We start from the raw sequence: 14,633 nt of genomic DNA on the forward strand, positions 1-14,633 counted from the left end.
CGTGCTGATATGGCTCAGTTGGTAGAGCGCACCCTTGGTAAGGGTGAGGTCCCCAGTTCGACTCTGGGTATCAGCACCACTTTATACTTAGGTTAAAGTTCGGCAAGAAGTAAAAGAATTTGTCTGGCGGCTTTAGCGCGGTGGTCCCACCTGACCCCATGCCGAACTCAGAAGTGAAACGCCGTAGCGCCGATGGTAGTGTGGGGTCTCCCCATGTGAGAGTAGGGAACTGCCAGACATCAAATAAGTGAGAAGGCCATCCGAAAGGATGGCCTTTTTGCGTTATGATTCTCGTGAAAACGGTAGGCCCGGTAAGCGCAGCGCCACCGGGCAAAAAGATCTGATTAATGAATCACCTGCGACAGGAATGCTCGCGTACGTTCTGACTTCGGATGCGCAAAGAACTCATCTGGCGGCGCCTGCTCAACAATCTCCCCACGATCCATAAAGATCACCCGGTCAGCCACGGTTCGCGCGAACCCCATCTCATGCGTGACACACAGCATGGTCATGCCGGATTGTGCCAGTCCAATCATGGTATCCAGAACCTCCTTCACCATTTCCGGATCGAGGGCTGATGTCGGTTCATCAAACAGCATAATTTTCGGTTTCATACACAGTGAACGGGCGATAGCCACACGCTGCTGCTGTCCACCCGATATCTGACCAGGAAACTTATTGGCATGCTCTGCGATACGTACACGCTCCAGATAGTGCATTGCCAACGCCTCGGCTTCCTTTTTCGGCATCTTTCGTACCCAAATCGGTGCGAGCGTACAGTTCTGCAGAACGGTCAGGTGCGGAAAAAGATTAAAGTGCTGAAATACCATTCCCACTTCCTGACGCACGCGTTCGATATTGCGGATATCTTCATTCAGCTCGATACCATCAACCACGATGCGTCCTTGCTGATGCTCTTCAAGGTGGTTAATACAGCGAATGGTTGTGGATTTCCCGGAGCCAGAAGGGCCGCACAGGACAATGCGTTCGCCCTGTTTGACCTTGAGATTAATGTCTTTCAGGACATGAAACTGTCCGTACCATTTGTTCACGTCTTCCAGCGTAATCATCGCGTCGGCGGGTGTCATAGTTATTTGGCTCATATTTTCCTCAGTGCGGTGTACGCCCGGTGTTAAAGCGCTTTTCCAGATGCTGGCTGTAGCGCGACATGCTAAAACAAAAGATCCAGTAGATTAGGGCAGCAAAGACATATCCTTCGGTGGACATACCCAGCCAGACAGGGTCAACGGTTGCCTGTTGTACGCTGCTAAAGAGATCGAACAACCCGATGATGATCACCAGGCTGGTATCCTTGAAGAGGGCAATGATCGTGTTGACCAGGCCCGGGATGACCAGCTTGAGTGCTTGTGGAAGAATCACCAGTCCCTGCGTTTTCCAGTAACCGAGCGCCAGTGATTCCGCCGCTTCGTACTGGCCTTTAGGCAACGCCTGCAGACCACCGCGCACAACTTCAGCGACATAGGCGGACTGGAAGAGAATCACCCCGACCAGGGCACGAATTAGTTTGTCGATCGTTGTCCCTTCTGCCATAAACAGCGGCAGCATGACCGACGACATAAAGAGAACGGTGATAAGCGGTACGCCGCGCCAGAACTCAATGAAGATAACGGAGAGCACGCGAACGATCGGCATTTTTGAACGCCGTCCGAGGGCAAGTAAAATCCCCCACGGCAGAGCACCGGCTATCCCCACTGACGCGATAATCAACGTCAGCGTCAGCCCACCCCACTGGCGTGTTTCAACGCGTTCCAGCCCCAGAAAACCGCCATACAAAAGCACCCAGACAATAATTGGATAAACCACTGCCCAGACGGCAATATAGCGTCCACGGTGAGGCAGTTTTTTCCAGAACATGACCGCAACAGAGAGCAGGCCGATAACCAGCGCCAGATTAATCCGCCAGCGCTGTTCATGCGGATACAATCCATACATGAACTGACCGAAACGTTCATGAATAAACACCCAGCAGGCACCGGCTTTTGTACAGTCAGCTCGGGTTGAACCGACCCAGTTGGCCTGTAAAAACGCCCAGTTCAGCAGGGGAGGAATCAATTCCCACATGAGCCACAGGCAGACAATCGTCAGCAGGCTGTTACTCCAGCTGGAGAACAGATTCTTTCGCGCCCAGAGAATGAAACGTCCACCTGTCGAGTTGGCAGGGCGCGAGGCGTGCGACAGTATCGCTTTTGTCATCATAGATCCTTAGCGCTCGACCAGTGCTATACGACGGTTATAGAGGTTCATCAGCAGTGAAATTACCAGGCTGATGATGAGATAGACAGACATGGTGATGGCGATGGTTTCAATGGCTTGTCCGGTCTGGTTAAGCACGGTTCCGGCGAAGAGGGACACCATATCCGGGTAACCAATAGCGGCGGCCAGCGACGAGTTTTTGACAATGTTGAGATACTGGCTGGTCAGCGGCGGAATGATGACCCGTAATGCCTGTGGAATGATGACCTGGCGAAGCGTCACCGTATGCGGTAATCCTAGTGAGCGTGCCGCTTCGTGTTGCCCGTGCGGGACGGCCTGGATCCCGGCACGAATAATCTCAGCGATAAAGGCTGAGGTATAAATCGATAGCGCCAATGTCAGGGCCGCCAGTTCAGGAATTAACACCATTCCACCCTGGAAGTTAAAGCCTCGCAGATGGGGAACATCCCAGTGCAACGCGGCGCCAAACAGCCAGTGTGCCACTAGCGGCAGGCTAACGATCAGGATGACTGCGGTGGGCCAGGTTCTACGAAGCTGACCGGTTTTGATCTGATGCTTGCGGTTAAAACGGAATACCCCAGCGGAGAGGGCAAGCGCTATCACAATCGCGCCGATGAAAGCGTACAGTCCTTCGCCCGGCTGAGGAGAAGGAATGGACAACCCACGGTTACTCAGGAAAAACAGCTCAAACGCGTCGACGGCCTGACGGGGACCAGGAAGGTTACGCAGTACGGCGAAATACCAGAAGAAGATCTGCAGCAGCGGGGGGATATTGCGGAACGTCTCGATATAAACCGTCGACAGCTTCCGCAGGAGCCAGTTTTCAGAAAGACGCGCCAGGCCAATAAAGAAGCCCAGTATCGACGCGAAGACGATACAAAGCGCCGATACCAGCAGCGTATTCAGTAAACCGACCACGAATACGCGTCCGTACGTGTCACCTTCCTGGTAATCAATAAGATGCTGAACAATGCCAAAGCCCGCGCTGCGATCCAAAAACGCAAAACCGGAGGTAATGCCGCGATTGTTCAGGTTGGTGATGGTGTTATGGATGAGATATACGGCGATGAGAACAACCGCAACAATAGCAATAATCTGGAATAGCCAGGCGCGGACCGCGGGATGAGAAAAGGATAGCGATCCTTTTACGGCTGAGCGGCGATGGGACATAAAGAAACCTCAGTAACCATGACTCTGGAGTGGGCACTGCATGAGCAGTGCCCGTTACAGCTATGACTTAACGTACTGGTGGCGCGTACTGAATACCGCCGTTGTTCCAGAGATTGTTCTGGCCGCGTTTGATCTTCAGCGGGCTTTCCGATCCTACGTTGCGTTCAAAGATCTCAGAGTAGTTGCCCACCTGTTTGATGATGTTGTAGGCCCACTTGTTATCCAGCTTCAGATCCTTGCCGAAATCGCCTTCTTTACCCAGCAGGTGCGCCATATCCGGGTTAGATGGGTTAGCCGCTTTCTCATCCACGTTTTTCGAGTTGATGCCCATCTCTTCTGCGTTCAGCATGGCAAACAGCGTCCAGCGAACAATAGAGAACCAGTCTTCATCGCCGCGACGAACGACAGGGCCGAGAGGTTCTTTGGAGATCACTTCAGGCAGGACAATCCACTCTGCCGGATTGCTCAGCTTAATGCGTAAGGCATACAGCTGTGACTGGTCAGAGGCCAGCGTGTCGCAACGGCCGGATTCCAGCGCTTTAGCCGACTCATCCGAGCGGTCAAATGTCACTGGCGTGTATTTCATGTTATTTGCTTTGAAATAATCGGCGACGTTCAGCTCGGTATCGGTGCCCGCCTGAATACAAACGGTCGCACCATCCAGCTCTTTGGCGCTTTTCAGGCCTGCTTTATTGTGGGTCAGGAAGCCGATCCCGTCATAATAGGTCACGCCCGTAAATGACATCCCCATACCCGCGTCGCGGGAGGAGGTCCAAGTGGTATTACGGGAGAGCATGTCAACCTCGCCGGACTGCAGTGCCGTAAAGCGTTCTTTCGCCGTCAGCGGGGTATATTTTACCTTGCTGTCATCGCCAAAAACGGCGGCGGCAACACCGCGGCAGACATCTACATCAATACCGGTAAATTTGCCGTTCGCATCGGCATAAGAGAAGCCAGGCAAACCGTCACTGATACCACATTGAACAAAACCTTTCTTTTTAACGGCATCCAGTGTCGTTCCCGCATGGGCTTGACCGGCTACGGCAAACATCATGCCTGCAGCGGCCAGGCTGGCTATCATCGTCTTTTTCATAATGCTTCCTGTGTGGCGAAATTTATCGTTATAGAGGCGTTTTTAAACGCTTTACCTGTCTGTGGCTTTGGCCAACGTTTATAAAGCAAACGTAATGCCAGTTTTGCGTTCGGCAAAATAAGAGATGAGTGAACGCTTAATGCTGAGTGTAGACAGGCTTAAATAAAACGAGCGCCCTGAAACGGTGCGAAATTACAACCTGTGCCACAAATTGGAGCAAAAGTTTTGAGTCGTGCCAGAAAAAAGAAGAGATAGTTTCCAGAGTGAATATTGGCAGGATATTCAATAATATTAATGTGTGAAAATCATCACAATAGAACAGGTAATTTAAAAAAGTGTACGAAAAAGATGTGACTGGCTTCAGGCTGAAATGAAAGGTACGAATAAATACGGGGCTATTTTTTTACTTCTTTGAAAATAGTGCACTGATTAAAAGCAAAAGCGCGGCCAGAGCCGCGCTTTCTTAACTGATGTTACTTCGTCAGGGCAACAATACCCAGCGTCAAGCCCGCCACTGCGGCAGCGCCGCCAGCGATCGCACCTGCTGTTTCCCAGTTGTCCTGGGTGGTGCCTTTCATACAGGTATTGGTATGAACCAGTCGGCCCTGGTCGTCGTAAACCGGTACACATGGAGAGTCGTGCGCGCAACCAGCAAGCAGCGCAGCGAGTAGTGCAACGGAAATGAATCTTTTCATGATGTTACCTCAGTATTATTTCTCGTCCGCTATAAAGCCAGGAGGGCAATTAACGAACTGGAGGTTATTTTACCACCGGGGTAAGTCCGCGTTACACGAGGAATAATCTCAAATTATGTAGTTTGTAAAAATCGTGGAGAAAAATCGATTTCCGGACGAATTAATGGAGACATTATGAAGGGGTAAGAGAGTGTTTTTACTTAATGCAAATCACTGTATTTTTAACATGGCTTTTGCTTAATGCCTAATTCATTGTTTATGTTAAAAATAAAAAAGGCACCAGAGGTGCCTTTTTAGGGAAATGTTAATCTTTATGGCGGGTAAAGCGTCGACGAACAACCACAAAGAAGACGGGCACGAAGAAAATCGCCAGAAGCGTTGCGGAAAGCATTCCCCCCATCACACCCGTACCGACGGCGTTTTGCGCACCGCTCCCGGCTCCGGTACTGATCACCAGCGGCATGACGCCAAGGATAAAGGCCAGGGAGGTCATCAGGATCGGTCGAAGGCGCATCCTTGACGCTTCAAGCGTAGCTTCAATGATGCCTTTACCTTCTTTCTCCATCAGGTCTTTAGCAAATTCGACAATCAGGATGGCGTTTTTCGCCGACAGACCAATTGTGGTCAGCAGGCCGACCTGGAAATAGACGTCATTGTTTAACCCGCGCAGCGAGGCTGCGAGAAGGGCCCCGATGACCCCCAACGGCACAACCAGCATAACGGAGAACGGAATGGACCAGCTTTCATACAGCGCTGCCAGACACAGGAACACCACGATCAGTGAAATGGCGTACAGTGCAGGCGCCTGATTACCTGAAAGTCGCTCCTGGTAAGACATTCCCGTCCAGTCATAACCGATGCCGGAAGGCAATTTTGCCGCGAGGCTTTCCATCATAGCCATGGCCTCACCGGTACTTTTACCCGGGGCTGATTCGCCGAGGATCTCCATCGAAGGCATTCCGTTGTAGCGCTCCAGACGAGGTGAACCATAAACCCAGTGAGCGTTGCTAAAGGCTGAGAACGGCACCATTTCCCCGTTCGCGCTGCGCACATAAAGGTTGTTAATATCCCCTGGCAACATACGGAATTTCGCGTCGGCCTGTACATAGACTTTTTTCACGCGGCCATGATCGATAAAGTCATTCACATAGGTGCCCCCTAAGGCCGTCGAAATCGTCTGGTTGACGTCAGAAAGACTGACGCCCAGCGCCTGTGCTTTCTCCTGATCGACATCCAGTTTGAACTGAGGCGTATCTTCAAGACCGTTAGGACGCACGCGCACCAGCAGATCAGGGTGCTCTTTCACCATGCCGAGCAGCTGGTTACGCGCCTGCGTCAGCTGGGTATGCCCCAGGTTTGCCTGATCGATAAGTTCAAAGTCGAAGCCCGTTGCGGTACCTAACTCAATAATAGCGGGCAGGTTAAACGGGAATATAAGGCCGTCTTTAATCTGACTGAAAGCTTTTGTCGCGCGACCCACAATGGCTTCAACGCCATTTTCCGCCCCAGGACGCTCTTCCCAGGGCTTCAGGCTGATGAAGGCAATACCGGAGTTCTGACCCTGGCCGCTAAAGCTAAAGCCGTTTACAGTAAAGACGGATTCAACATTTGCTTTCTCTTTGTTCAGGTAGTAGTCCTGAACCTGGTCGAGAACCTGCTGAGTACGCGTCTGGGTTGCCCCCGCCGGGAGTTGAACCATTGTCATAAACACCCCCTGATCCTCTTCGGGGAGGAAGGAGGTCGGTAAGCGCAGGAAGAGCACCGCCATTCCACCGACAATAATGACGTACACCAACAGATAGCGTCCGGTCTTGCGCAAGATACCGCTCACGCTGTTACTGTAGTGCTCAACGCTCTTATCAAAGAGCGCATTAAACCAGCCGAAGAAACCCCCTTTTTTCTCATGATGATCGGCTGAAACAGGCTTAAGCAACGTTGCACAGAGCGCTGGCGTCAGGATTAGCGCAACCAGTACTGACAATGCCATAGCGGAAACGATGGTCAGCGAGAACTGGCGATAGATCGCCCCCGTCGAGCCGCCAAAAAAGGCCATCGGGATAAAGACCGCCGAGAGCACCATGGCGATCCCCACCAGTGCTCCCTGGATCTGTCCCATCGATTTCTGCGTAGCCTCTTTCGGCGGCAGCTTGTCCTCGACCATGACGCGTTCAACGTTCTCAACGACCACGATAGCGTCATCAACCAGCAGACCTATCGCCAGCACCATGCCGAACATTGTCAGGGTATTGATGGAGAAACCGAACGCCGCCAGAACCGCGAAGGTACCCAGCAGAACGACCGGAACCGCGATAGTCGGGATGAGCGTTGCCCGCAGGTTTTGCAGGAACAGGTACATAACCAGGAAGACGAGAATAATCGCTTCAAACAGGGTCTTCACCACTTCGTGGATGGAGATTTTCACAAACGGTGTGGTGTCATAGGGGTAGACGACTTTTAGCCCCTGCGGGAAGAACGGCTGCAGTTGTGCCAGCTTGCTCTTGATGGCTGCCGCTGTATCCAGCGCATTTGCCCCTGTTGCCAGCTTAATCCCCAGGCCGGTTGCCGCCTGCCCGTTGATTTTTGTCACCATGTTGTAGTTTTCGCCACCCAGCTCAATGCGAGCCACATCCTTCAGATGCACCATCGAGCCGTCCTGGTTCACCTTGAGCGTCACGCGGCCAAACTCTTCCGGTGATTTCAGGCGGGTTTGCGCGATGATCGAGGCATTCAGCTGCTGTCCTGGGATGGATGGCGTCCCGCCCAACTGGCCTGCCGCTATCTGGTCGTTCTGCGTTTTCAGCTGGTTGATAATATCCAGCGGCGTCAGCTGGTATTTGTTCATCGCATTGCTGTCGAGCCAGATACGCATCGCATATTGGGCGCCGAACAGCTGCACGTCACCGACACCAGACGTTCGGCTGATGGCATCTTTGACGTTCGAGGCAACATAGTCGGAGATGTCATTCTGCGTGAGGTTTTTGTTGTCTGAAACAAAACCGGCGACCAGCAGGAAGCTACTGCTGGACTTCTCAACGCCAATCCCCTGCTGCTGCACCTCTTGCGGCAGCAGCGGCATGGCAAGCTGCAGCTTGTTCTGCACCTGCACCTGGGCGATGTCCGGATCGGTTCCGGACTCGAAGGTCAGGGTGATCGTGACGTTACCCGCTGAATCGCTGGTGGAGGACATATACATCAGGTTATCGATACCGTTCATGTTCTGTTCGATAACCTGGGTCACGGTATCCTGTACCGTCTGGGCATCTGCTCCCGGGTAGGTCGCGGATATCGCCACGGCGGGAGGTGCAATGGTCGGATACTGTGCGACGGGAAGTTTGAGAATGGCCAGTCCGCCTGCAATCATCAAAATGATGGCAAGTACCCAGGCGAAAACCGGTCTCTGAATAAAGAAATTAGCCATGTCGTCGTCCCTTAACTGGCTGGAGCGGTGGTGGTATCAGGCGTAGCGACGACGGTTACGCCCGGTCTGACCTTTTGTAGCCCGCTGACAATCACGCGGTCACCGTTTTTCAGCCCTTCCGTCACCAGCCAGCGGTCGCCAATCGCCTGAGGCGCAACGACGGTGCGAGACTCAACCTGATTTTTATCGTTCACCACCATCACGGTGGCATCGCCTCGCGGCGTACGAGTCACGCCTTGCTGGGGAACCAGAATCGCATTCGGCTGCGTACCTTCATCAATCCGGGCGCGAACGAACATACCCGGTAACAGCAGATGTTGAGGATTCGGGAAAATGGCGCGCAGGGTAATCGAGCCGGTACTTTGATCCACCGTGACGTCTGAGAACTGCAATGTGCCTTTCAGCGGATAGGGCTGCCCGTTCTCCATCAGTAGCTCAACGCTGCTGGCGGTATCGCCTTTTTGCAGGCTCGTCTGCTTCAGGCGCAAAAAATCATTACTGGACTGGGTGACATCGACATACATCGGATCAAGCTGCTGAACCGTTGCCAGCGCCGCTGCCTGCCCGTTGGTGACCAGCGCCCCTTCCGTTACGCTGGATTTACCGATGCGACCATCAACGGGCGATGTCACTTTGGTATAGGCAAGGTTGATGCGCGCGCTTTCAACGCCCGCTTTGGCGGCGACGACGCTGGCGTCTGCCTGCTGGGCCGTGGCCACGGCCTGGTCATACTCCTGCTTGCTGACATACTGTGTACCGACCAGCGGGAGATAACGTTTCACCGTCAGGTGAGCAATATTGGCCGCCGCCTGGGCCTTCGCCAGCTCGCCTTTGGCGTTGTCGTAAGCCGCCTGATAGGTTGCAGGATCAATCTGGTAAAGCGAATCTCCAGCTTTTACATCGCTGCCCTCCGTGAAGTTGCGACGCAGGATAATACCGCTAACCTGCGGACGAACCTCTGCAACGCGGAACGCATCTGTTCTGCCCGGGAGTTCAGTGGTGACAGCCAGCGGTGCGCTTTTCACAATATGCACAGTGACCTGGGGAGCCTGCGGATGTTGTTGTTGGTTTTCCTGGCCATCGCATCCTGAGAGCAGCACAGCGCAGACAATGAAACCGGCTAAGGGTAAGCGTCTGAAATGATTCGTCATTACTGTTCCTTTAAATACCCGGTAACCGATATTTAGCGTGAATCGGTAGCAGGGGCAGCGGGATAAAAAAATAAAATGTAGCTGCGTATAATAATGAGGGTATTTAATTTTTTTTAATTTATAAGTGCGAATGGCAAGGTCTGAGCAGAAAAATCAGAATCAGACTCGGTTTATTTCTCTGTCTTCTTCCGGCAAGCTAATCAGTTAAATAGCGCTTAATGTGCCTCATTTATTCATGGCATGAATTTAAACTTAAATATGTATTTAGCTAAACTATAAATTAAGAAGATTGACTTTTTTTGTGCAAAACTAAAACGGGAATTGGTGAATACTTTCGTTCTCCTGACCTGTGTTACGTATAAACTTTGTGAGTAGCGAGTCGTTGTCTATGGCGCGGAAAAAGAAAGAAGAAGCTCAACAAACCCGGCAGCAGTTGATTGAGGCGGCTATCGGGCAGTTTGCGACGCGTGGCGTAGCCAACACCACGCTGACGGACATCGCGGATGCTGCAAATGTGACGCGCGGTGCAATCTATTGGCACTTCACCAGTAAAGCTGAAATATTTAATGCCATCTGGGAGCAGCAATTACCGCTTCGCGACATTATTCGCGACAGGCTTTCCCTTTCCGAAGGTGATGATCCATTGTTAATACTTCGTGAGCAATTTATTACTGCGTTGCAGTATATTGCGCGTGAGCCTCGACAATGTGCACTTTTACAAATTCTGTATCATAAATGTGAATTTAGCAGTGACATGATTTCAGAGAGAGACATCAGAAAACGGATTGGATTCAATTATGACACGCTGCGTGCCTCGCTGGAGGCCTGTATTTCACGTAACATCATTTCGCCAAAAGTAAATGTTGATCTGACCTTGATCGTATTTCACGGCTTTTTTAGCGGAATAATTAAAAACTGGTTAATGAATAACGAAAGTTTCAATCTTTATCAGCAGGCGCCCGCCCTGGTCGATAGCATTCTGGCGACACTCCCTGTCATTCGCGTATCGCCTGATGATGCTTACAGCCCTGCGCCAGGTTGCATCTCCCCTCGCGCACAAAGCGCCTCTATGGTTTGCGCGCTGACGGGTTTACCTAACAGATAACCCTGAAGGGTGTTGCAGCCCAACTCGGTCAAAAAGGCTTGCTGTGCTTCGGTTTCTACGCCTTCAGCCACGACTTTCAGATTGAGTGTTTTGGCGAGGGCCACAATCGCGGAGACAATGGTGGCATCCTCGCTTTCTCCGCTGAGCTCTTTCACGAACGCCCTGTCGATTTTCAATTCACAGGCGGGTAAGCGTTTGAGGTACAGCAGGCTTGAATAGCCGGTGCCAAAATCATCAATGGAGGCCTTTACGCCCGCTTCCGTCAGCTCTGTCAGCACCCGTACACTTTCATCCGGGTTGCTCATTGCCGTGGTTTCCGTCACCTCCAGGATCAACATTTCTGGTGGCACATGATGAAGTGCCAGGCAGTTGAGAACCGTGTTGACCAGCGAAGGCTGTTCAAACTGCAGCGTCGACAGGTTTACCGCCATTGACCAGCTTTGATGTCCCTGAAGATGCCATTCACGCAGCTGGCGACAGGCTTCATTAATTACCCAGTTGCCGATAGGGATAATCAGCCCCGTTTTTTCCGCCAGCGGCAGGAAAAGGTCCGGGGTCAGTAACCCCTGCTTAGGATGCTGCCAGCGCAATAACGCCTCAAATCCAAGGAGAGGGCCGGCGGGGGCGTGAAATTTTGGCTGATACAGCAGGCGGAGCTCATTGCGATCGATCGCCATCCACAGATCGTTCATTAACTGAAGGTGGGTCTGCGCCAGCGTATTCATCGAGGGCTGGAAAAAGTGGTAACCGTTCCGGCCCATATGCTTGGTATGGTACATCGCCGCATCGGCGTTAAACATGAGCTCACGTTCGGTTTTGCCGTCGTGAGGATACAGCGCGATCCCAATGCTGAGGGTGACCATCAGTTCATAGTGCTCGAGGTTGAACGGGCTATCGATCGCGCGCACCAGCGAATTCGCCAGCGATGCCGCATCGTCCGGGCCTTCCCCCTCAGCCAGCAGAACAAACTCATCACCGCCGATACGTGCCAGGGTGAACTGGCCCTTCAGGAGATGCAGCAGGCGCTCCGTTACGGCAATCAGCAGCTTGTCACCGACATCATGGCCGTAAGCGTCATTGATGGCTTTAAAGCCGTCGAGATCCATGAACATCAGGGCAAAATGGGTCCCCTCGCGATCGGCTTTGCTGATGGCCTGATCGAGTCGGTCTTCCAGCAGGATACGGTTGGGCAGCCGCGTCAGGGTATCGTGCAGGGCCAGCTGTGCGAGTTCCCGGTTAGCTTCCGCAAGGGACGAGGCCAGAAGGGCGGTACGCGCCTGAAGGCGGGCGTCCAGCATTGATACCAACAGGGTAATCCCAAGAATAGAGAGCGCGACAACGCTCACCAGCACCGCCAGCCAGCTCCCGTTAATACCCTCATGGTGAACCATTGTGGACATCGGAAACTGTGCGGCTTTCATCCCGGCGTAGTGCATCCCGGCAATGGCTATGCCCATGGTGATGGCGGCACCCGTGCGCATCAGCACGACCTGCGCGGCGTCGTGACGCAGGCGGAAGGTCAGCCATAATGCCGTGAGTGAAGCGGCAAGCGCAATGGCGACCGAAATGGCCACCCAGACCTTGTCCCAGATTATCCCGGGCATCACTTCCAGCGCGGCCATGCCGGTGTAATGCATGGCAACAATACCGCTTCCCATCACCAGCGCACCGGGCAGCAGACGGCGCAAGCGTAGCCGATCGCAGCTCACGAGCCAGAGCGCGAACAGTGACGATCCGACGGCGATGACCATGGATAACGCCGTCAGGCTGGCGTTGTAGCTCATGCTCATGGAGAGATCCATCGCCAGCATGCCGATAAAATGCATGGCCCACACGCCGATGCCCATTGCAATACCGCCGCCAGCCAGCCAGACGCGGGCAGCGACACCCTCACTCCCGGCGACACGTGCCGCCATATTCAGTGCGGTATACGCCGCAAGGATGGCAACAACAAAGGAGAGGACAACAAGGATATGGTTGTATTGGCTGACCAGCATGGACGGTTCTACTCGAGTGTGGGGTTACGCTAGAGCGGTTGAGAAGGGCGAGACATTATCACCGTCGGGTAATGGCTCAAAGGGATTTAAATCCCCGTTTTTAGTAGGTAATCACGGGGAGTTTGCGCAATCAGGCGGCTAGTCGAGCTCTGAACAGTTTACGAGTTTCAGGGGATTCACGGAGTTCATATTGCGACACTTATCGGTTTCGGTGCTCATCAGTTCAATCCACTGCATCAGAAGTGCATCGAAAATCAGAACGGAGATTGCAAAGACAACCAGCCACCAGTATTTACGAATCATTGTGTCATTCCGCGAGAAGAGCGCCAGTAAAGTGGGGGAAATATACACCAAAAGCGGCGGTTTTAAAGCGGGATAAGCGAAGGTTTACAAAGCGTTGACGGAGTGAAGCAGGGAATAAAAAAGGCGCTTCCCCATGCCGAAGAGCGCCTTTTTAAACAAGCATTTAACTGATTAGTATCAGTTCATGCCGTATTTTTTCAGTTTCTTACGCAGAGTACCACGGTTGATACCCATCATCAGCGCAGCGCGGGTTTGGTTACCGCGGGTGTATTGCATCACCATGTCCAACAGTGGCTGTTCAACTTCAGCCAGTACCAGCTCATACAGGTCATTAACATCCTGACCGTTCAGTTGAGCAAAATAGTTCTTCAGTGCCTGTTTAACCGAGTCACGCAGGGGTTTTTGAGTTACCTGATCCTGAGAGTTAACGGTAGAAACGGTCAGTACGTCAGAATTTACGCGTTGTTCGAACATAGTTCTGTCAGCTCTTTATTTCATTACGCAAGATTTTCGAAGTATGCCTCCAACGCCTCCAGCTGTTCGCTGGCATCCTCAATGGCGTTGAATGTGCGCCGAAACTGGTCATCTGGAGCGTGCTCCTGGAGATACCAGGAAACGTGTTTACGCGCAATTCGGTACCCTTTCGCCTGACCGTAGTGGTCATGCAGTTCCCGAACATGCGAACAAAGCAAGCGCTTAACCTCTGCCAGAGGCAGGGGAGCAAGCAGCTCTCCAGTGTCCAGATAATGCTGGATTTCCCGAAAGATCCAGGGTCTTCCCTGAGCGGCACGTCCTATCATCAGAGCATCAGCTCCCGTATAGTCGAGCACCGCTCTGGCTTTAAGCGGGTCAGTTATGTCGCCATTCGCGATAATCGGAATGGAAACTTTCTGCTTAACTGCCCGAATGCTGTCGTATTCAGCTTCACCGTTGAACAAACAGGCGCGCGTGCGTCCATGAATGGTCAGGGCCTGAATGCCACAGTCTTCGGCCAGTTGGGCAATCTCTACACAGTTACGGTGTTCCGGCGACCAACCCGTGCGAATCTTTAACGTAACAGGAACGTCCACTGCGCTGACAACCGCCGTCAGGATAGCTTTCACCTGGTCGGGGTATTGCAGAAGGGCTGAACCTGCAAGCTTGCGATTCACTTTTTTGGCCGGGCACCCCATATTGATATCAATAATCTGGGCACCACTTTCCACGTTGATACGCGCGGCATCTGCCATCTCTTCAGGCACGCTTCCGGCAATTTGCACGGTGCGAATACCGGGTTCATCAATGTGCACCATCCGAAGGCGGGATTTATCGCTTTCCCAAACCTGCGGGTTAGACGACATCATCTCGGATACGGTTAAACCGGCTCCCATCTCATAGCACAGCGTCCTGAACGGCCGGTCGGTAATACCTGCCATAGGGGCTGCGATCAGGCGATTTCTAAGCTGGTGGTGTCCGATGCGCATGAG

General features: G+C 52.6%; 12 protein-coding genes, 1 tRNA gene and 1 rRNA gene. 3 read left to right on the forward strand and 11 right to left on the reverse strand.

Features of this window, described 5'->3' with window-relative positions:
• Positions 1-3: 3 nt before the first annotated feature.
• A tRNA-Thr gene (locus C6A40_RS15385) sits at positions 4-79 on the forward strand.
• Positions 80-122: 43 nt separating this feature from the next.
• Positions 123-238 (forward strand): 5S ribosomal RNA (rrf, locus tag C6A40_RS15390).
• Between the two features lie 106 nt (positions 239-344).
• On the opposite strand, the gene C6A40_RS15395 is transcribed toward rrf, so the two are convergent.
• The 7 genes from C6A40_RS15395 to C6A40_RS15425 all read right to left on the reverse strand — a co-directional run bounded on the left by C6A40_RS15395 (position 345) and on the right by C6A40_RS15425 (position 9,762).
• The gene (locus C6A40_RS15395) at positions 345-1,103 is read right to left on the reverse strand and encodes an amino acid ABC transporter ATP-binding protein (protein ID WP_008502871.1); all 759 of its coding nucleotides are present in this window, start codon (positions 1,101-1,103) and stop codon (positions 345-347) included.
• Positions 1,104-1,110: 7 nt separating this feature from the next.
• Positions 1,111-2,214: an amino acid ABC transporter permease gene (locus tag C6A40_RS15400; RefSeq protein WP_023326203.1), complete on the reverse strand. Its 1,104-nt coding sequence runs from the start codon at positions 2,212-2,214 to the stop codon at positions 1,111-1,113.
• Between the two features lie 9 nt (positions 2,215-2,223).
• Entirely contained in the window at positions 2,224-3,405 is a 1,182-nt protein-coding gene (locus C6A40_RS15405; RefSeq protein ID WP_008502869.1) for an amino acid ABC transporter permease, read from the reverse strand.
• 67 nt (positions 3,406-3,472) lie between these two features.
• Positions 3,473-4,498, reverse strand: coding sequence for an amino acid ABC transporter substrate-binding protein (locus C6A40_RS15410; RefSeq protein WP_021242295.1), 1,026 nt, complete (start codon positions 4,496-4,498; stop codon positions 3,473-3,475).
• A gap of 473 nt (positions 4,499-4,971) precedes the next feature.
• Positions 4,972-5,193 carry a lipoprotein gene (locus tag C6A40_RS15415; RefSeq protein WP_008502867.1) on the reverse strand — a complete coding sequence of 74 codons (222 nt, stop codon included), beginning with the start codon at positions 5,191-5,193 and terminating at the stop codon, positions 4,972-4,974.
• A 304-nt stretch (positions 5,194-5,497) separates the two neighbouring features.
• The gene (locus C6A40_RS15420) at positions 5,498-8,611 is read right to left on the reverse strand and encodes an efflux RND transporter permease subunit (RefSeq protein WP_045337039.1); all 3,114 of its coding nucleotides are present in this window, start codon (positions 8,609-8,611) and stop codon (positions 5,498-5,500) included.
• Between the two features lie 11 nt (positions 8,612-8,622).
• Entirely contained in the window at positions 8,623-9,762 is a 1,140-nt protein-coding gene (locus C6A40_RS15425) for an efflux RND transporter periplasmic adaptor subunit (RefSeq protein ID WP_045337038.1), read from the reverse strand.
• 388 nt (positions 9,763-10,150) lie between these two features.
• On the opposite strand from C6A40_RS15425, the gene envR reads away from it, so the two are divergent.
• Complete coding sequence (gene envR / locus C6A40_RS15430) at positions 10,151-10,867, forward strand: acrEF/envCD operon transcriptional regulator (protein ID WP_072050945.1); 717 nt, start codon at positions 10,151-10,153, stop codon at positions 10,865-10,867.
• Here envR and C6A40_RS15435 read toward each other — a convergent pair.
• The 4 genes from C6A40_RS15435 to dusB all read right to left on the reverse strand — a co-directional run bounded on the left by C6A40_RS15435 (position 10,783) and on the right by dusB (position 14,630).
• A complete protein-coding gene (locus C6A40_RS15435; RefSeq protein ID WP_045337037.1) occupies positions 10,783-12,864 on the reverse strand; it encodes a putative bifunctional diguanylate cyclase/phosphodiesterase in 2,082 nt (693 codons plus the stop codon). The genes envR and C6A40_RS15435 overlap by 85 nt on opposite strands.
• 138 nt (positions 12,865-13,002) lie before the next feature.
• On the reverse strand, positions 13,003-13,167 hold the full coding sequence (locus C6A40_RS15440; RefSeq protein ID WP_008502862.1) for a DUF2556 family protein: 165 nt from the start codon (positions 13,165-13,167) through the stop codon (positions 13,003-13,005).
• Positions 13,168-13,344: 177 nt separating this feature from the next.
• Positions 13,345-13,641, reverse strand: a complete 297-nt coding sequence (fis, locus tag C6A40_RS15445) for a DNA-binding transcriptional regulator Fis (protein ID WP_000462905.1) — start codon at positions 13,639-13,641, stop codon at positions 13,345-13,347.
• A gap of 23 nt (positions 13,642-13,664) precedes the next feature.
• Positions 13,665-14,630 (reverse strand): tRNA dihydrouridine synthase DusB, encoded by a 966-nt coding sequence (gene dusB / locus C6A40_RS15450; RefSeq protein WP_008502861.1) that lies wholly within the window; start codon positions 14,628-14,630, stop codon positions 13,665-13,667.
• Between the last annotated feature and the right edge of the window lie 3 nt (positions 14,631-14,633).

Origin of the sequence: Enterobacter sp. GER_MD16_1505_Eko_090 (genome assembly GCF_003331015.1) — a bacterium.
GTDB lineage: Bacteria > Pseudomonadota > Gammaproteobacteria > Enterobacterales > Enterobacteriaceae > Enterobacter > Enterobacter roggenkampii.

Bases quoted from the DNA above. Each gene is read 5' to 3' on its own strand.
- envR (WP_072050945.1), top strand. From the start codon at position 10,151: ATGGCGCGGAAAAAGAAAGAAGAAGCTCAACAAACCCGGCAGCAGTTG.
- C6A40_RS15395 (WP_008502871.1), bottom strand. From the start codon at position 1,103: ATGAGCCAAATAACTATGACACCCGCCGACGCGATGATTACGCTGGAA.
- C6A40_RS15420 (WP_045337039.1), bottom strand. From the start codon at position 8,611: ATGGCTAATTTCTTTATTCAGAGACCGGTTTTCGCCTGGGTACTTGCC.
- C6A40_RS15405 (WP_008502869.1), bottom strand. From the start codon at position 3,405: ATGTCCCATCGCCGCTCAGCCGTAAAAGGATCGCTATCCTTTTCTCAT.
- fis (WP_000462905.1), bottom strand. From the start codon at position 13,641: ATGTTCGAACAACGCGTAAATTCTGACGTACTGACCGTTTCTACCGTT.
- C6A40_RS15400 (WP_023326203.1), bottom strand. From the start codon at position 2,214: ATGACAAAAGCGATACTGTCGCACGCCTCGCGCCCTGCCAACTCGACA.
- C6A40_RS15425 (WP_045337038.1), bottom strand. From the start codon at position 9,762: ATGACGAATCATTTCAGACGCTTACCCTTAGCCGGTTTCATTGTCTGC.
- C6A40_RS15440 (WP_008502862.1), bottom strand. From the start codon at position 13,167: ATGATTCGTAAATACTGGTGGCTGGTTGTCTTTGCAATCTCCGTTCTG.
- C6A40_RS15435 (WP_045337037.1), bottom strand. From the start codon at position 12,864: ATGCTGGTCAGCCAATACAACCATATCCTTGTTGTCCTCTCCTTTGTT.
- C6A40_RS15410 (WP_021242295.1), bottom strand. From the start codon at position 4,498: ATGAAAAAGACGATGATAGCCAGCCTGGCCGCTGCAGGCATGATGTTT.
- C6A40_RS15415 (WP_008502867.1), bottom strand. From the start codon at position 5,193: ATGAAAAGATTCATTTCCGTTGCACTACTCGCTGCGCTGCTTGCTGGT.
- dusB (WP_008502861.1), bottom strand. From the start codon at position 14,630: ATGCGCATCGGACACCACCAGCTTAGAAATCGCCTGATCGCAGCCCCT.